Source organism: Achromobacter xylosoxidans, from assembly GCF_014490035.1.
Classification (GTDB): domain Bacteria; phylum Pseudomonadota; class Gammaproteobacteria; order Burkholderiales; family Burkholderiaceae_B; genus Achromobacter; species Achromobacter bronchisepticus_A.
In genome coordinates, this window is the sequence record NZ_CP061008.1 from 851,590 (window position 1) to 869,446 (window position 17,857).

Genomic DNA, 17,857 nt, shown 5'->3' on the forward strand with positions numbered 1-17,857 from the left:
GTCCGTGATGCGTTTTGTAATAGGACGTGTCATCTTCAAACGCAACGTCGTTACAGATATGGGAGGATCGGTCCTCTTATCGCCGCCCGCCGCTGGCCCGGCGGCCGCGATCCTGCCATCCGACCAGATATATATGAGCGATATCGACACATTGCTGCAGCCCATTGCGGGCGAGGCGCCCTGCGGCGTCGACATGGTGTTTTCCGCCGAATTCGACGCCATCCGCGAAGCGCGCCGCCACGATGATCCGAACCTGGACCAGGGCGACTGGGTCATCGACATCAAGGAGGCCGACTGGCCGGAAGTCATCCGCATCTGCACCACCGTGCTGCGAGAACAGAGCAAGGATGTGCGCGTGGCGGCCTGGCTGGCCGAAGCCTGGGCCAAGACGCGCGGCTTCGTTGGACTGCGCGACGGCTATCTGTTGGTGGACGGCCTGTGCCGCCATTACTGGGACGGCCTGCATCCCGTGCCGGACGAAGGCGACGTGCAGCAGCGCGTGGGCAATCTGGCCTGGCTGCTGGCACGCTCGCAACAGCTGATCCGCGAGCTGCCGCTGACGCAGTCCGAGGGCGGGCGCTATGGCGCGGCCCTGTGGGACAGCGCCTCGCAATTGGCCAACGCGGTCAAGCGCGCGCCGCAGAACGCGGCCGAGATCACGCGCGGCAAGCTTACGCTGGACCAGTTCGACGCCGCGCGCCGCGACACGCCGCCGGCCTTCTACTCCGAGCTGGAAGGCAATCTGCAAAGCTGCTTCGCGGCGTTGGATACGCTGGAACAGACGTTGGCGCAGCGCCTGGGCGACGAGGGCCCTGCCTTCTCGCCGGTGCGCGATGCGTTGCGCGACGTCACCGAGCTGACCCGTCGCTTCGCTCGCGACGCCGGGCTGCTGGTGCGCGCGGATGCCGCGGCGCCGGCCGCTGTCCCCGCTGCGCCCGCAGCCACCCGGATGGAGCCGACCTTGTCCGCCGACGCCCCTGATTCCGCCGCGCCCGCAGCCGCGCGCGGCCCGCTGCAAACGCGCGAGCAGGCGCTGGCTCAGCTGCGCGAAGTGGCGGAGTTTTTCCGCCGAACCGAGCCTCACAGCCCCGTGGCCTATCTGGCCGACAAGGCCGCCAGCTGGGGCGAGATGTCGCTGCACCTATGGCTGCGCACCGTACTCAAGAACGGCGATGCGCTGTCCGGCCTGGAAGAGCTGTTGGGGGTGCCCAAGCCGCCGGACCACAACAGCTGAACGAAAAGTCCCCTTGGCGAGCCGGCCCTTGCGGGCCGACCTGACGCCTAGCGGCTGGCGCGGAACTCGATGCGGCGGTTCTTGGCGCGGCCTTCGGCGGTGGCGTTGGTGGCGACCGGCTGGTCCGGCCCCGCGCCCAGCGTCTCGAAGCGCGCTGGCGGCAGGCCCTTGTCCACCAGATAGGTCCTGACCGCATCGGCGCGCGCCTGGCTCAGCGCCAGGTTGGTGCTGCGGCTGCCGGAACTGTCGGTGTGGCCGATGATTTGCACCTTGTCGCTGTGCAGCTTGGGCACCACGTCCGCCACCTTGTCCAGCAGTTCGCGGCCGCGCGGCGTGAGCGTGGCGCTGCCGGTCTCGAATTCCACCACGCGGTTGGTCAGGACCTGGTCCAGCAGCCCCTGTTCGTCCTTGCTGGCGGATACGCGCAGGCCGTTGACGATCTTGTAGGTGGGATTGAGCGAGGTCGCGAAGGCGCTGGCGATTTGCTGGCGCGAGGCTTCGTTCTGCACTTCGCCGCGCAGCCGGATCTGGGTGCCGTCGATTTCCAGCTGGCCGCGGTTGATCTGCTTCAAGGGCTGGCCGATCAGTTTGCCGACGTGTTCCGACCAGTTCGGCGGCGCGACCACGCCGCCCACGTCGATCTGGTCGATCACGTTGCCCACGCCGTACACCTGCTGCAGCCGCGCCAGCACGTCGGCCTTGGCGGCTTCGTCCGGCACGGCGCCGCTGGCCACGACCTGGCCGGGCTGGGGGATGACGTTGGCGGGCACTACCGTGGCCGCGTCCTGGGCCGCGGCCGTGCAGGCATACAGCGCCGCCATGAGCATGAAGGAAAGGCGCATGGTCAGGCTCCGGTAAAGACTTCAAGAAAGGTATCCAGCGCCAGGCGCAGGGACAGGCGCGGCTGGTCCAGGTAGCTGGACAGCTTGGCCAGGCCATGGCTGGCGGACACGTGGTTGCGGACCCAGGGCGCGTCCTCCAGCACGATGTGCTGTTCGGCATACGCCTGGGGCGTGGACAGCAGGCTGGCCAGCGTCTGAGGCGAGGCGCCGCGGAAATCCACGGCCAGCCGGTGCTTGCCGGCGATGCGGCCGATGAAGAGGGTGATCTCGAAGTCCGCGCGCGACAGGAAGGGCGAGATCAGCGTCATCCAGTAGGCGGCCACCAGGTTGATGTAGAGCGGATCGTCCGGCAGCGGCAGCGACAGTCCCTTGTCCAGCTGCGAAGAGCCGCTGGACATCACCGGCTCCAGCAGGATGCCCAGCGCCAGGATGATGTCGTGCACGCGCGCGGCGTGGCCGTTGCCGCGCAGCATCGCCTCCAGCCGTTCCACGGTTTGCAGGTCGACGAAGGCATCGAAGCCGTCGTCGGCGGCCGTGCGGATTTCGCCTTCCAGTTCGTTGAGCGTCTGCAGCGCCGAGGCGGGATCGCCGTCCTGCATCAGCAGGGCGGCGGCGCCGCTCATGCGGTTCCACATGCGGCTGAAGGCGATGGGGCTGCGGGCAATGAAGGCCAGCGGCTTCTGCACTTCCACCGAGGTGGCCGAGAGGAAGGGGTAGCGGCGGCCCGACAGGTCCTGGCTGGGCTGCAGATGCCCCGCGATGGCCAGCTTGCCGCGCGACCCCAGGATGGCGAACGGCATGGGCTCGGCCTCGTCGTACAGCGCCTTCCAGTGCGGCTCCTGCGCCAGCATCTCCATGGTGCTGGCGACCCAGGCATCCAGCGTGGCCATCAACTGCGGATGCGAGGTGTTCTTCACGAAGTCGCCGCGGCTGGGAATCTTGCCGAAGTAGGCCGTGCGGAACAAGGGGGACTGCGGGTTGCTCATTGCGGCGCTCCGGGTTGCGTCTGGGCGGAGGATTCGGAAGAGGCGCCGATCACGGACGAGGGCAGGCGCAGGTTGCGCAGGCCCTGGCTGCCGCCGGGCTCGCTGCCGCCGGCGCCGGGCGCCTGGGCGTTGCTGATGATGCGCAGCTTCACCGGCACCGTCACGTTGGATTTGCCCCAGCTCATATTGAAGCTGCCGTCGGCGTTGGCGGTGCGCTGGGCCGTGGAGATCAGGCGTTCCAGGCCGAAGCGGCCCGGTTCGTTGACGATCTCGACCACGCTGCCGTCGAAGGTGGTGGCGGTGATGCGTGCGCCGGGGGCGCCCTGGGCGTTGGGCCACACGAAATTGACCCACTGCGGCGGGGTATTGCGGTAGCGCAGCTGCTGGCCGTCGATCTCGATGGTGTACTCGGTCACGCCGGCCGCGGGCTTGGGCTGGATCTGGAACAGCGTCTGCGGCTGGCTGGCCGCGCCGCTGCCGGCCGCGCCACCCGAGAGCGGCGCCACCCACTGCGCGAAGTTGGCCGTAAAGGTGGGTTGCAGGCTTACGCCCATGTCGCCCCAGGTGCGCGCCGTGAGGATGTCGCCGCGACGCACGGTCAGCGGGCCCAGCGTGTCGTTGACGTACTTGGCGATGCTGCCCTGGGGGCCGAATACCTGGCCGATCTCATCGCTGCTGGCTTCGACGCTGGCGCGGCTGGCGAAGGGGTACTTCTCCGCCAGGGTCTGGTTGAACGGGCGGTAGACCTGCGCGTTCCAGACCTTGTTCAGCTCGGATTCCGCCGGCTGCATGGTCACGGCGTAGGCCTGGATCAGCGGGCGCACCAGCAGCGGGCGCAGGGTCTCGCGCTGCGTCGCCGACATGCCCGCCAGCATCTGCTCGTCCACCAGCTTCAGCGCGTCGGCCAGTTCCGAGTCCTTGCCTTCCAGCGTCTGGCGCATCAGCGTCAGCGCGCCGGGGCCGGGGTCGCCCTGGTTGTTCAGCAGGTTGAAGCGGGTGCGTATCTTCGACAGCGCGCCCATGTAGTTGCCCAGCAGCGACTGGTTGTCGCGCGTGACCACCAGGCGCGCCACATCGGAGAATTCGCGTCCCACCGGCCCCATCGGAATCGCTTCGCCGTTGGCGGCGGTGGCGGGCGCGGCGGACGGCGGCGTCTGGCGCAGGATGACGCGCTTGAACCAGCCGACCACGCCGCTCTGGGCCTGCTGCAGCCCGGCGTTGATCAGCGAGGGATTGTCCCAGGAGGTCTGCTCATAGGTGGTGTTGATGAGCTTGGCGATGGGCGAGGTCTGCGGATCGCCCAGGCGGTTCATCGCGCCCACCGATTGCTCGAAGCTGGTGAAGGGCTTGATCGTCACGCCGCGCAGGAACTTCTGCCACTCCTCGGCGTACTCGGTCTTGTACATCGTCGCCAGGCTTTTCTGGATCTGCTCCGGGCTGCCTTCCAGCGTCAGGTCGTCGCGCGCGTTCACGCCCAGCACCCAGTCGCTGGTCTGCACTTCCTTCTTGGCGGCCTCGCCGATGGCGGGCTGGATGTACTGCTCCCAGGCTTCGCGCGTGAACGTGCCCGGAATGGCATAGCTGCCAGCGACCACGCCCGCGTCGTTCTCGCCCACGATGCGCGCCACCGTCATGGCCTGGAAGCGCGTCGCGGCGCGGGCCTTGAGCGTGGCATAGGCGCGTTCGCGCGCCGGCATGCCCTGCATCACGGCGCGCAGGCTGCCGCGGGTCTTTTCGACCAGCGCCAGATTGGTGTCGATCTGCGGCCAGCCTTCGTCCTGCGCGCGGCCGACATAGAACGAGATCAGCCGCTCGGCGCTGCGGATCAACTGGTCGCGCGGCATGGCGCCGCGGTTGGTTTCCAGCCAGCCGCGCCAGAAGCGCGTGATCTGGTCGGACAGGTGCGTGGGGTCCACGTGCTGATGGTTGGCCATCATCAGGTAGGTCTTGAGCGCGTTGTAGGCGTCGTCGGCGTTGGTGGGCGAGGCGTCCTGGAACAGGGTGTCGCCATTGGCCGCGTGCGCGGCGCGGGCTTGCTGCGGCGCCGGTTGCGGCGCGCTGCCGCTGGCTGCGGCGGCAGAGGTGTCGACCTTGGCCAGGAAGTCTTCCAGGCTGGCCTTCACCGGCGTCAGCATGAACTGGCGCGCGCCGTTGTAGTACTCGGCCAGCAGCCGCTCCTTCAGCACGTCGCCCTGGTACAGGCCCAACCCCAGCGACCACGGGCGGCTGGAGGAATAACGGTCCAGCTGCTCGATGCGGTCCTGCAGGATCTCCATCGCTTCCAGCCTGCTTTGCAGGTCGGTGCGCTCGCTTTGCAGGCGCACCACCTTGTCCAGGTCGGCCTGCACGTTCTGCGCCAGTTGGCGGTTGCCCAGATAGGACCAGCTCCAGCCGCCCAGCACCAGTCCCAGCGCCAGCACCAGGCCGAAGAAGGCCAGGTAGCGCATGCGCGTCTTGGCGGGGCTGGCGTGCTGGCGCACCAGTTTCTTGTCCGCGAAGATCACGCTGGAGAACAGGTCGCGCAGGAAGAAGCCGTTGTTGGAGGTGACGCTGCGCGACTGCGCGCGCGCGGCGGGACGCAGCTCGAAGCGTTCGGCCAGCCGTTCGGTGGAAGTGCTTTGCGTCACGCCCTCCTGCAGCGCGCTGGTGAAGTAGAAGCCGCGGAACACCGGCTTGTACTGGAACGGATTGGTCTCGAACAGCGTGGACAGGAACGTGCGCAGCGCCGGCTTGATGCCGGCGAATTCCAGCGGGAAGGTCAGCAGGCCGGGCGGCAAGTCGCGGCTGTTGCGCAACGAGATCTGCGCCGTGCCCATTTCCTTCAGGCCTTCATACAGTTCGTCGAAGCGGCTGTCGAACAGCGCCAGCACGTCGCGGTTTTCCTCGGCGCCGTAGGGCAGGGTCGCGCCCCAGACGCGGTCGCGCTCGCTCTGGTCGCTGTCGGAGAAGAACTCGCTGAAGCCCGAGATCAGGTCGGCCTTGGTGAAGATGATGTAGACCGGCGCGAACACTTCCAGGCGGTCGGTCAGCTCCTGCACGCGCTGGCGCAGGTTCTTGGCCAGGTTGATCGCGAATTCCGGGCCCGCGCCCGTCAGCTCATCGATGCTGGCGGCCACGATGATGCCGTTGATGGGCGCCTTGGGACGATGCCGCTTGAGCAGGTCCAGGAAACCCATCCATTCGTTGCGGTCCTCTTCATGCACCGAGTAGCGTCCGGCGGTGTCCAGCAGGATGCCTTCGGTGGTGAAGAACCAGTCGCAGTTGCGCGTGCCGCCTACGCCGCGCACCGCCGCGCCGTTCTTATCCGCAAAGGGGAACTGCAGGCCGGAATTGATCACGGCGCTGCTCTTGCCGGCCGCGGGGTTGCCGATGACGATGTACCAGGGCAGCTCGTACAGGGCCTCGTTGCCCGAGGTCTGGCCGATCTTCGAGGTCTTGATGGTGCGCACCGCCTGGGTGAGCCGCGTGCGCAGCGCTTCCACGTCGTTGCGGTTGGCGGCGGCGCCGGTCTGCACCTGCTGCTCCAGCATGTCGCCCAGGTTCCTGTTGGCGCTGCGTGCGCGCCGCCGGCGCCACAGATAGGCGCACAGCCACAGCAGCACGCATACGCCCAGCGCGATGCCCGCCCAGACCAGGCCGATCTCCACCGTGTCGGCGAACAGGAACAGGAATACCACCAGGGCCACCAGTCCGAGCGCCATGAAGGTGCGCGGATTGGCCAGCGCGCGCGAGGACCAATGTCGGCCTTCGCTGATGGCGCGGGAGGCGCCGGATAGGAGATCGGAGGGGCTGCGCATGGTTTGAGCTATGTTCTTGTGGGTCAGGCGGGAAGGGTTTCGGAAGGCGACACCAGCGCCAGCGTCCGCAGCGCCGGGTCCTGGGTCATGAGGGCGAGCACGGGCGCGCCGGCCTGGGCGCAGGCGACGCCCGCGACGGCCACGGTCAGCAGATGCGCGGCCGCGCCGGTGTGGCCGCAGCCGGAACCTACCGCAAGGCAGTCCAGGTTCGGGTCCAGCGCCGGGAACAGCGCGGTAGCCAGGCCAGCGCTTTCCAGCGGGCGGCTGCCGCGATGGTCGGCGTCGCTGATCAGCGCGGCCACGCCATCGGCGGGCTGGCCTTGTTCGGCCAGGAACTGCGTGGCCAACTCGGTCACTCGGGGTTCATGCAACGCGCCGCGCGCGTCGGCGTCGATCGCGCGCCGTGTTTGTGCAGACAGGATCAGGGTCAGCGCGGAATCGGCGCGTGCGGACTCGCCGCTAGGCGCATGGGCGGCCAGGTCCAGCAACAGGCCCGCCGCGGCTTCGCCTGGCACCTGGCCTTGAGGATTGGCGTTCGACATGAGGCGGCCGGCGGCGTCCCATTGCTCGATGCGCGCGGCATCGATGTAAGAGTCGGCGACGGCGACCAGGCGCAGCGTGGCGCTGCGCGCGGTCAGGGGTTCCTGCGCCAGTTGACGCAGCAGGCCGTCGCAGGCGAGCGCGTTTGGCGCGGCGTGCAGGCGCTGCGCGATGCGGCTGGCTGGCCACGCCGCGGCCGCGCTCGCCTGGTCGGCTGCGTGGTCGCGCACGGCGTCAGGCCATTCGGCTGGCAGCAGCAGTTCCAGCTGCAGCAGCGGCCAGGCTTCGTCGCGTTGCGGTTCGCCTTGCTTCAGTACGATGGCCCGTGCCTCCAGCGACAGCGCTTCCACCACCTCTGCCAGCAGGGAGCTTGCGCGTACGCGTTCTTCCTCGAGCGCGGCGGCCGGAGCATGCGCCTCGCGCGCTGCGGCGCGCAGCGCATCGGTATCGAGCTGCGGCGCCCGCGCGCTGAAGATCGGAAAGCCTTGCGTGTTCTTGAAGGAGGGATCCAGATCCGGGCGCTGCTGCGCGGCCAGCGCCGCGTGGATCGCGGCGGGCTCGCTGCCGACTGCGGCGCTGGCCGCGCTGCCCAGCACGCGCAGGCGCGCGGCCTGGGGTGCGGCCTCGGCGGTCTCAACGGCGTCGTCTTGCACGGGTTGCGCCGGCGCGGCGCGCGCTTCGCGGCGCGCACGCACGATGCGCGCGCCGCTCCAGGCGGCGGCGATCAGCGCCAGCGGCAGCGCGAACAGATAGAGGCCGATGTCCACGCCCGTGGGCAGCGTGCGCGACTCCTGCCACCAGATGATGACGGCGAGCCAGACCACGCCGAAGACGAGGGCCAGCAGCAGCCCGGTTTTGAGTATGCGGGTCATCGATGCGATCCGACGTTTGCGGAGTTGATCATTGCGCGGCTCCGCCATTGCGCCGCATGACGCCGGGACGGCGCAGCTCGGTGTGGCCGAAGTCCATCATCTTCCAGCGGCCGCCCCAGGTCAGGCCGACGCGCTCGGCGGTTTCGCCGAACAGTTCGTAGCCGCGCATGGCCCAGGGATCCTTCTCCGATACGACCACCTTGCCGTCGCGCAGGAAGGCGCTGTCCGCAGCCAGGCCAAACTGGTGATAGCTCTGGTAGGCGCCGGCATTGGTCACGTGCGAGCCCATCTTGGCAAGCTCAGCCTGGCGGTCCGGGCTGCGATAGCCTTCGATCAGCACCATCTCATAGCCGTGTTCTTCGCGCATCACGCGGTACGCGGCCAGCAGGCGCTGGCGGTAATCGGCGTCCAGCAGGTTCCAGTCGCGGCTGGCGCCGCCCAGGTTGGGGCGCACCAATTCCACTTCGCGCGTGGTGAACGCTTCGGGCGGCAGCGGAGGCGGCGGGACCAGTCTTTCGCCGGTCAGCAAAGCCTGGATGCGAGGGTCCGGACCCGCTGTCCGATCCTCGTAAACAAATGTGTGATTGTGTCGCATGACGAAAGCAAAAAGTGACGGAAGCAACACAACCAGCAGGCCCGCGGCGATGTGCCAGCGGTACGCCGAAAACGCGCCGCCGGCCTTTCCAAAGCCCGTGCGCAGCGCCTGCGCGGAGTCGCCGACCGCCCCTCCGGCATGCCCCGCGCCGCGCGCCATGCCCTGGCGTATCCCCTGCGCAAGCGCGCGCGCTCCCCGTGCCGTGGCCTCCCGCAAGGACGGGAATACAAGCAACGCGGAAACGCCGATGGCGAGCAGAAAGTAGAGAGGCAGCAGGAGAAGCAAGGAGGTCCCTCAGTTACGAAGGCGTAATCTTTTGTTCTATTCGGGATTCAGGCAAGCGCTTGGACGTTGCAAAACGCGTCTGTGGCTTAGAACTCGTAACAAGAAACGGTGATGCGAAAGAAGTCATCAGGTATTCTCGAACCCCTTGGTTACAGGGGTTTAGACGACCTCTGCAGACACGGGACTTCGCATGGCAGAAGACGAAAAAAGATCGCGATCACCGACCTCTGTTCCCAGCTTGCTCGCAGGACGCGCACCGTCACCGGATGAACGCGCGGCATCGCGCATCCTCGCCGCGCTCGAGGGCCGAGTGCCGGACGCCGAGGTCAAACACCTGGCGCCCAAGCGCCGTTCCCGCTTGCCGCTGGCCTTGCTGCTGCTGTTGCTGACGGGCGCCGCGGGGGCGGTGTTCTATAGCGTGTTCGATACGCCGCCGCTGCCCGTGGTTGCTGAATCGACTCCCCCGGCCGCGCCGCCGGCGCAGCCCGTCGCCGCGCCAGCCGCTCCGACAGCGGGTGCGCGCGTGGCCGCGGCCGATCCCGATACGCCGCCTTCTTCCGCGGCGGTCATCGAAGACCACCCCCTGGCGCAATTGGGACTTCCCAATGCCGATGAGGACCGCGCGCCCGAGAACCCCTTGTCTGCGCTGGCCGTCACCGCTACGCCGCCGCAGCCTCGCGCTGCGTTGCAGGCGCAGGCCGCCGCGCCCAAGGCAGCCGGGCCCACAGTACCTCGCGCGAACACCTCGCAAGCCTCGCCCAAAGCGTCGCCCCAGGCCGCGCCGCAGCGCGCCAAGACGCCGCGCAACGATTCCGACGCCGCATTGCTGGCCGCGCTGATGTCCTATGGCCTGCCGCCGGCGTCGCCGCCCGGTACCAAGGTCTACAAGAACGACGGCGTCTTCGTCCGCGAACTGCCGGGCTCGCCCCTGGCGGCGCGCCTGGAGCAATGCCGCAAGTTGGGCTTCCTGGAAAGCGAGCAATGCCGCTTGCGGGTGTGTTCGGGCTATTGGGGTACCGCGCCCGAATGCCCCAACCCGCAAGCCCAGGTCGAACCCTGAGTCTTCAGAGAAGGTTTTTTCCCGCAATGGATCCGACTGCAACGCCCGGCCTGTTCAGTTCCGACGCCCGCCTCTACAGCCTGGAAGGCGAGGGCGCGCTCGCCTCGCTGCAGGTCGAGGGATGGATCGCGCGCGAAGCCTTGTCCGGCATTGCGCAGACGCGCGTGGTCGCGCTGTCCGACAGCGCCGGCCTGGACCTGCGCGACATGATCGGACGCCCCGTGACCTTGTGGACCACGCGCGCCGACGGCAGCCGCGCGGGCCGCAGCGGCCTGGTCCGCGAAGCCGAGCTGCTGTCGGGCGACGCGGGCCTGGCGCGCTACCGCCTGACGGTCGCGCCCTGGCTGTGGCTGGCCACGCAGCAGCGCAACAGCCGTGTATTCGAAGCGCGTTCGGTGCTGGACATCGTCGGCCATGTGCTGGGCGGCTACGAAGGCTATGTGCATCGCGTGGCTCCCGACGCAGCCGACGCGCAGGCTGGCGCGGCGCCGCGCCCCTACACCACGCAATACCGCGAGACCGACTATGACTTCATCAGCCGCCTGCTGGCCGAAGCGGGCCTGGGCTGGACAGTGGTCGAAGACCCGGAGGTCCCTGCGCGGCACGTTGCGCTGATCTTCGCCGACAGCCGCGGCCTGGCCGAAGATGCCGAGTCCGCAGGCGGCGGCGTGCGCTTTCACCGCGCCGGCGCGACCGAGTCGCGTGACACCGTGCAGGCCATGTCGCGCCAGTGGCGGCGCGGTCCGGACCGCGTTACCGTCCTGGGCTGGCATGGCGGCGGCAAACGCGCGGTGGCGGCCGAGGCGCTGGCGCGTCCGTCCGACGGCACTGACGACACCGGCCTGGAATGGTACGAAGTGGCGGGCCACGGCAGCTTTGCCGATGAGGCCGAGGCACGGCGCCAGGCTACGCTGGCGATGGAAGCGGTGCAGGCCGGCGCGGAGACCTTTGTCGGCCAGAGCGGCGTGCGCACTTTCCGTTCCGGCACGCGCTTCACACTGCAGAACATGTCTCCACTGGGACCCGCAGGCGAAGAGGGCTTCGAGCCCGCCTTCGCGCTGGACCGGGTCGAGCATGTAGGCATCAACAATCTGCCGCCTGAAACCCGCGCCTCTCTGTCGCAGCGCTTGGGCGGACTGGACGCGCATCTGGCCTTGGATACCGAGGCTCCCGATGCGCCAGGCGCGGCGCGTCCGAATACCGATCCGTCGCGGCCCGGCGCCGCCGTGTTGGCGAAAGCGCGCGAGGTCGGCTACGCCAACCGCTTCCAGGCAGTGCGTTGCGACCGTCCGTGGCGGCCGGCGCTGCCGCAGACGCGCGGTGCGCGCCTGAGCGGCGCGCCTTCGGTCCATGGCGTGCACACGGCCATCGTCACGGGTGCCGATGGCGCGGTGCAGGCGCAGGGCGAGGACGAGATCCTGCGCAACAAGCGCGGCGACGTGCGCATCCGGTTCCATTGGCAGGCAGACGATGCCGAGGGCGTGGCCAAGAGCCGCTGGGCCCGCGTAGCGCAGCGCCAGTCGGGCGCAGGCATGGGCATGAGCTTCGTGCCGCGCATTGGCCAGGAGGTGCTGGTGCGCTTCCTGGACGACGACGTGGACCAGCCCATCGTCGTGGGCGCGCTGTACAACGGCCGCGGCGAGGGCGGTACGCCCGCCACGCCGGGCGGACGTGACGGCGGCAAAGCCGACACCCAGGTCTACGCCGCCGCGCGCGATGCCGCGCCCAGCGCCCAGGCCAACCTGGCGGCAGGCAACGCGCCCGCCTGGCATGGCGCCGCGGGCGGCGACGAGAATCACCGCAACGCCGCCGCGCTGAGCGGCTTCAAGAGCAAGGAGTTCGGCGGCTCGGGCTACAACCAGATCGTGTTCGACGACAGCGACGGACAATTGCGCTTGCAGATCAAGAGCAGCCAGGACGCCAGCGAACTGAACCTGGGTCACCTGATCCATCAGGCCGACAACTACCGCGGCGGACTGCGCGGCCTGGGCGCCGAGCTGCGCACCGACGCCTACGGCGCCGTGCGCGGCGGCGCGGGCGTGCTGCTCAGCACCTACGCCGGCACCGGCGCCAGCGCCGGCCCCGCAGGCGAGGCCGCGGGCTTGCAGGCGCTGGCCAGCCAGGCCGACCAGATGGCGCGTTCGCTGGATGGCGTGGTCGGCGCGCACCAGGGTCTGCGTCTGGCGAGCGCGCTGGGCTCCAAGGGAGCAGAGGCGAGCGTGCTGGACGACGGCAAGGCGCCCTTGGCCGCCATGCATCGCGCCGTGTCCGGCACCGTGGCAGGTGAAAGCCTGGACGGCGCGCGCGGCGATGCTTCGGCCAAGCACACCCAGGCGGCCGAGGGCAAGGTGCCGCACCTGACCGATCCCGTCGTGTTCATGGCCGCGCGCGCGGGGCTGGCGCAGGTCGCCGGGCAACACATGCAATACACCGCCGGCGAGACCGTGCACTGGTCGGCCGGCAAGGACCAGAACCTGGCCGTGATGGGCGCGCTGCGCGTGCACACCGGGCAGGGTCTGGGCATCGTCGCCGGCTTGCAGCAGGGCGGCGCGGACTCCGGCCTGGACCTGATCTCCGCCACTGGCGACGTGCACGTCCAGGCCCAGCACGACATCCTGCGCGTGCAGGCGCAGAAGGACATCACCATCGGCAGCGCGCAGACCAATGTGGAGTATGCCGCGCCCAAACGCATCCGCATCGCCACCGCGGCCGGCGCCAGCATCGTGCTGGAAGGCGGCAACATCACGGTCACCGCGCCTGGGCGGATCGATGTGAAGACGGGGAACAAGCAGTTTGCCGGACCGGACCAGATGCCCTATCAGTTTCCCTCCATGCCGGGGCAGGTTTGCGTCGAATGCCTGAAGAACGCCATGAAGCAGGCATTGCCAGCGGTGTTTCGCACATGAGCAATCAGGTTCGTCCGCTGGTCCTGCATTCCGATCTCGACGGCCTGCACGCCAGGGTCCAGGCCAGCGCTCGCGTCCAGGTATCGGACCTCAATCTTTTTGCCCTGGTCGAGCCCGGCATGCTGGATGGCTGCCGGGATCCCGCGCCCGCCGAATTGTTGCGGCATTTCAGGGAGCCTGGCGATGCCTCGCTCTACGCGCGGCGGCACGAGGCCGTGGCGGCGTCGATCGGCCCGATGCTGGCGCAGCCCGATCTCCCGCAGGCGGAGTGGCTGTGGCGGGTTGGACAGGCGCATCATGCCGTATCGTGGATATGGACCGAACGGCCTCTGGAAGAGATGGCCCGGCATCTGGCGGTTTGGCTGGATGCGCGGACCGACGATGGCCTGGACTTCCTGCTGCGCTACTACGATCCCCGCCATGCGGAGCCCATGCTGACGCTGATGGGAGTAGACGTGCTGCGCGGCATGTTGGACCCGGGCGAAAGCTGGTCCTGGGTTGACCCGTGGAATCGGGTCTGCTCCCTGATGCCGGTGTCGGACGGGCCAGTAGAGAAGCCAGGCGCTCCACCCTGGATCCTGACGCAGCCGCAGACGGAAGCCCTGATGCGCTTGTGCGAACCCGGCCCTCTGCTCGACGCGCTGATGCAGCGGGTGCCGGCCATGCTGGCCCCCTGGACGCGCCCCACGCCGTACGCCTTGGCTTGCCATCTTTCGCGGGTGGCGGCGGCGCATGGGCTGACGACCTTCGAGCGCCAGTTCTGCTACGCGCTGGATGCGCTGGATCTGCATCCGATGGCGCACCGCAGCTCGGTGGTCCAGGCGCGTTTACGGAATGGAGAAGCACTGGATAGTGCGTTGGAGCGCCTTGCCTCCGAGGAGCGCGCCGCCGTCAGGGCGGAGTTGGCGATGCAGAATGGCGCGACGGAGTTTGAAGCTCCGGCAGGCTATGCCATTGAGCCGCTGCCAACAGAGTTTGCACATAGGAGAGTTGCATGAAGTCCAAACGTCTGTGGCCCTGGACGGTGCTGATATTGGCCCTGGTTGCTGTTGGCGCCATCGTGGGGCCGCCCGTCTATCGCTGGGCCTATGTCGCACTCCTGCCGCCGCTGCTGATTTGCGAAGCCCGCAATGACACGGATACCGATATCGGCTATCGCCTGGAAGACTCGTCCGGCGCGTTCCCGGGAGATCGGGTCGCGAGAGCATCGGGAGCTCCGGGCGGCCCGCTCTCGGGCGCGTGCATTTATGGTCCGGACAGCCGTAGCAAACCTGTGCAGGTTGTGTGGGGGGCCATCAACGGCAGCGAGAAGCAGTATCCGCATAGCGCTGAACTGAAGGTGCCACGTCCGGGAAATGCCGCGGTGTTGTTGCTGCGCTTTACCGCGCCGGACCGGGTACAGGCCCGCTTTGCGACGGAGAAAGAAATGCCAGAGCCCATGGATGCGCCGGAATCGGTGTGGAATAGCGGCGACTGGGTCAGTCAATGATCAACAAGGGATAGAGGGATGTCGGGGATGTCTGAGCGGGAGCAGGGAAAGGCGGGGCGTTCGAAACTCGGGCGGTGGGTCGCGCTGGGCGTGCTGGCGGTGATCGCCGTGGCGGCTGGGGCCTATGTCTACGTAGAGCGAAGCCAGGCGCAAAATGTTCAGCGCAGTGCGTTGGAAGGGGCGCTTACCGTCTACGCGTACAACTTCACGCCGTACGACGTTGCATATTCCATGAGGCCCGGGATTCGAAGGAGTGTTCATGCAAATTCAGCTCGAGGAAACGACGTTCAAGCATTCGGCTACAGGCCGGCAGCGCCTGACGAGCCGATGAGCATATCGTGGCGCTATGAGTCCGGGCCGCAGGCAGCCGAGGAGGGAAATTTTCCGTTTCAGGTGACGTTTCCCCAGCCTCAGCGTCCTGCTGGTGAGGTGGTAGTGGAGTTGCGTATTTATCCCGAGGGAAAAGCAGCGGTGCGCTATGTCAAGTCGCCGCTTGTATCGGATTTCAGCAACGTAGCCTCAGAGCTTCAGGGAAGTGATTGGGTGACGAATCGATGACGACTTCAGATACCTGGACAGAGATATCCCTTGAAGAAGAGCGTGCAGCCACGCGGGCGCTAGCGTGCGAGCCTGTAAACGGCGTCAAGTGTCATGGCAAGCTGCATGTCTCACTGTTCTTTGATGGCATCGGTTTGAACGTTGACGACGCTTCGTTGCCACCGTCAAACATCGGAAAGCTCTTCAAAGGGGCCGCAAATGTCCCTTTGGGAGCGATTTTGCGCAAGGCATATTATGTGCCGGGTCTGGGTACGGACATGAATCTGAGCGCATACGAGTTTGCGAAGAGACAAGCGGGATCAATCGCAGGCGATATGCTCAAGAGCGTGACCATCGACCCGGCTAAGGGGCTTCCAAAGGATGCTGCCAAGGACATCGGCATCGACATCCTGAGGGGGAAACGGGTAAGCGATGCGGTCGGAGACGCGTTAAAAGGTCTGCCTGGAAAGGCGCGGAAGGAAGTGGCCGACGCATTGCGCAATCCCGGGAAGACTGGTGTCAAGGTAGTCAAGGACGCCGCGGGGAACATTGCGCGAGCCATTCTGGATCAGGTCGATCCGGTACGCGACTCCAGATTTATGTTCGAGGCAATCAACACTGGTGTGGAACCACGTATTAGTGATGCGGTTACCTACTTCAAGCAGGAGATTTCCAGACAGACGATCAGGATAGAGGAGATTCAGATATCGGTATTCGGTTGCGATTGGGGGGCGGCGCTGGCACGAGCATTTCTTAACGAACTGTGCAAGGAGTGTGACGGCGATGCCAATAGTGACAAGCTGGAGTGGCAGCTTGCCGATAAGCGAAAGGTCCCGCTCAAAATGGTGTTCGCGGGCTTTTACGACGCGGTGGGATATCGTGACAACTCCTTTGTCGGATTTGTTGCTTCGAAGATTAACTTTGGCTTCTTGCGCAACACTGCTGCCAACGACCAAGAGCTACCGCGCGTGCTGGCCAAGGCTGCACACTTCATCTCCGCGCATGAACTGAGGTGGCGTGTGCATACGCTGGGCGGCGCGACATTGCTTCCCTTGATGGATACGCCGATGTCGCCTCCCGCTCGCCAGGAACGCGTGTACCCCGGTTTGGGAGCAGATGTGTCCGGATGCTATCCACCCGGGTTTCAGCAGCGGGATCCAGGAATAGGCCGCGTTACGCTGCAGGAAATGTGGAGGATCGCTCGGCTTGCTGGCGTGCCATTCGACGGGCTGGAACAGACGAAGGTCAATGCCAGGGCCCTCGGCGCCGATTTCGATATCGCCGCGACCGCAAGAGCGCGTAATGACCTGCGCAGCTATCAGCAACAGTTGGTGCATCCATCCCAACAACTGCTTGAGATGCGCCATGCGCAGGACGCGATCAATGGCATGGAAGGCGACAAGACGCTTGCGCGGCAACTCTATCTTCATCGGATGGTGTACGTGGTCTGGTTGCGAACGCTGCTCAATGATGCCAGAACTGGCTCCGCTCCAGGGTACTTGTATATCACCGCGATGCAAGCCGCGATCGATTTTGCGCGTCTTGAAATAATGCACAAGCACCCTGGATGGGAAACGTTCTACGGACGGGCCCGAATTGCGCCGCCGGACGACTATCAGCGTGCCTGCATGGAGGTATCGTCGTTGGCGGATGAGGAGCGTCCTCGTCTAGGGCCGGCGATGAGACGAATTTTCTCGGGTTACATGCACGATCCAGTGGACCCGCCCGATGACGATTGGGCGATTCAACGCCTGCCCAACAATGCACGGCTTTTCCGCTCCCGCTACATCGACGACGGCAACGATACGCGGCAGCCCACGTTTACGGAAAAGCTGAAGAAGGCGGCCGACGCAACCTTCTCCAACATGGCAACACCGAATCCGCTGCTATTGGGATTGCCGTTCTAGTCATTGGCGCTAATGCGGGTTTTGGTGAAGCAAACGGGACATCAGGAATGTCTGAACGAAGCGGCATGAAGGCGAGGCGTTCGAAGTTCGGGCGGTGGGTCGCACTGGGCGTCGTGGCCGCGATAGCCGTGGCCGCAGGGGCTTATGTCTACATAGAGCGAAGCCAGCTAAAAGATATTCAACGAAGTGCGTTGGAAGGATCGGTGGCCGTTTACTCGTACAACTTTACGCAGTACGACGTGGCGTATTCGTTGATGCCCGGCCTTCGCTGGTTCGCACGAGCGAATTCCGCCACGGGAAACAATCTGCAGTCATTCGGCTACAAGCCTGCCGCGCCTGATGCTCCGATGCAGATATCGTGGCGCTATGACTCCGGCCCTCAGGAAACAGCAGAGGGAGATTACCCCTTTGTTGTGACGCTGCCGCAGCCTCGGCGGCCACCGGGCGCGGTGGTGCTGGAATTGCGTATCTATCCTGATGGCAAGGCCGCCGCGCGCTATGTCACGCGCCCGCTGGTATCGGAATTCAGTAATGTGGATCCCGCTCTTCCGGGGAATGATTGGGTGACAGGCCAATGACGAGTCGCGACAGCAGGAAGGAAATAGGCCATGCGGATTTTTGCAGGCTGTGTGTGTGATCGGGTGGAACCGCCTGATGATGGTTGGGCGATTCAACGCCTGCCCAACAATGCGCAGCTTTTCCGCTCCCGCTACATCGATGACGGCAACGATACGCGACAGCCCACGTTTACGGAAACGCCTAAGAAGGCGGCCAAAGCAACCTCATTGATCAACGAGAGATAGAGGA

Annotated in this window: 14 protein-coding genes; 9 read left to right on the top strand and 5 right to left on the bottom strand. The window is 66.5% G+C overall.

All coding sequences use genetic code 11. The annotated features are described in order from the left end of the window. Positions 1-133 precede the first annotated feature (133 nt). Positions 134-1,234 carry a type VI secretion system protein TssA gene (gene tssA / locus IAG39_RS03975; RefSeq protein ID WP_118935188.1) on the top strand — a complete coding sequence of 367 codons (1,101 nt, stop codon included), beginning with the start codon at positions 134-136 and terminating at the stop codon, positions 1,232-1,234. Between the two features lie 47 nt (positions 1,235-1,281). On the opposite strand, the gene IAG39_RS03980 is transcribed toward tssA, so the two are convergent. From IAG39_RS03980 to IAG39_RS04000, 5 genes are all read right to left on the bottom strand, one after another. Then, entirely contained in the window at positions 1,282-2,076 is a 795-nt protein-coding gene (locus IAG39_RS03980) for an OmpA family protein (RefSeq protein ID WP_059371247.1), read from the bottom strand. A 2-nt stretch (positions 2,077-2,078) separates the two neighbouring features. After that, on the bottom strand, positions 2,079-3,062 hold the full coding sequence (tagF, locus tag IAG39_RS03985; RefSeq protein ID WP_059371248.1) for a type VI secretion system-associated protein TagF: 984 nt from the start codon (positions 3,060-3,062) through the stop codon (positions 2,079-2,081). Beyond that, positions 3,059-6,763 carry a type VI secretion system membrane subunit TssM gene (tssM, locus tag IAG39_RS03990; RefSeq protein WP_118935190.1) on the bottom strand — a complete coding sequence of 1,235 codons (3,705 nt, stop codon included), beginning with the start codon at positions 6,761-6,763 and terminating at the stop codon, positions 3,059-3,061. Before tssM ends, tagF begins: the two co-directional genes overlap by 4 nt. A 119-nt stretch (positions 6,764-6,882) precedes the next feature. Beyond that, positions 6,883-8,271, bottom strand: coding sequence for a hypothetical protein (locus tag IAG39_RS03995; RefSeq protein ID WP_187774079.1), 1,389 nt, complete (start codon positions 8,269-8,271; stop codon positions 6,883-6,885). Positions 8,272-8,299: 28 nt separating this feature from the next. Beyond that, positions 8,300-9,151 carry a M15 family metallopeptidase gene (locus IAG39_RS04000; protein ID WP_118935031.1) on the bottom strand — a complete coding sequence of 284 codons (852 nt, stop codon included), beginning with the start codon at positions 9,149-9,151 and terminating at the stop codon, positions 8,300-8,302. 310 nt (positions 9,152-9,461) lie between these two features. On the opposite strand from IAG39_RS04000, the gene IAG39_RS04005 reads away from it, so the two are divergent. Genes IAG39_RS04005 through IAG39_RS04040 form a run of 8 tightly spaced genes read left to right on the top strand, consistent with a single transcriptional unit; the run spans position 9,462 to position 17,853 of the window. Then, the gene (locus IAG39_RS04005) at positions 9,462-10,211 is read left to right on the top strand and encodes a hypothetical protein (RefSeq protein ID WP_059371251.1); all 750 of its coding nucleotides are present in this window, start codon (positions 9,462-9,464) and stop codon (positions 10,209-10,211) included. A 26-nt stretch (positions 10,212-10,237) separates the two neighbouring features. Then, on the top strand, positions 10,238-13,117 hold the full coding sequence (locus tag IAG39_RS04010) for a type VI secretion system Vgr family protein (protein WP_118935033.1): 2,880 nt from the start codon (positions 10,238-10,240) through the stop codon (positions 13,115-13,117). Next, on the top strand, positions 13,066-14,115 hold the full coding sequence (locus tag IAG39_RS04015) for a DUF4123 domain-containing protein (RefSeq protein ID WP_118935035.1): 1,050 nt from the start codon (positions 13,066-13,068) through the stop codon (positions 14,113-14,115). Before IAG39_RS04010 ends, IAG39_RS04015 begins: the two co-directional genes overlap by 52 nt. After that, entirely contained in the window at positions 14,112-14,606 is a 495-nt protein-coding gene (locus IAG39_RS04020) for a hypothetical protein (RefSeq protein WP_118935038.1), read from the top strand. The genes IAG39_RS04015 and IAG39_RS04020 overlap by 4 nt, the downstream gene beginning before the upstream one ends. 27 nt (positions 14,607-14,633) lie before the next feature. Then, entirely contained in the window at positions 14,634-15,164 is a 531-nt protein-coding gene (locus tag IAG39_RS04025) for a hypothetical protein (protein WP_124260417.1), read from the top strand. Continuing rightward, positions 15,146-17,050, top strand: coding sequence for a hypothetical protein (locus tag IAG39_RS04030; RefSeq protein WP_124260418.1), 1,905 nt, complete (start codon positions 15,146-15,148; stop codon positions 17,048-17,050). The genes IAG39_RS04025 and IAG39_RS04030 overlap by 19 nt, the downstream gene beginning before the upstream one ends. A 47-nt stretch (positions 17,051-17,097) precedes the next feature. Beyond that, positions 17,098-17,628, top strand: a complete 531-nt coding sequence (locus IAG39_RS04035; protein WP_124260419.1) for a hypothetical protein — start codon at positions 17,098-17,100, stop codon at positions 17,626-17,628. 30 nt (positions 17,629-17,658) lie between these two features. Then, complete coding sequence (locus tag IAG39_RS04040) at positions 17,659-17,853, top strand: hypothetical protein (RefSeq protein WP_124260420.1); 195 nt, start codon at positions 17,659-17,661, stop codon at positions 17,851-17,853. Positions 17,854-17,857 lie beyond the last annotated feature (4 nt).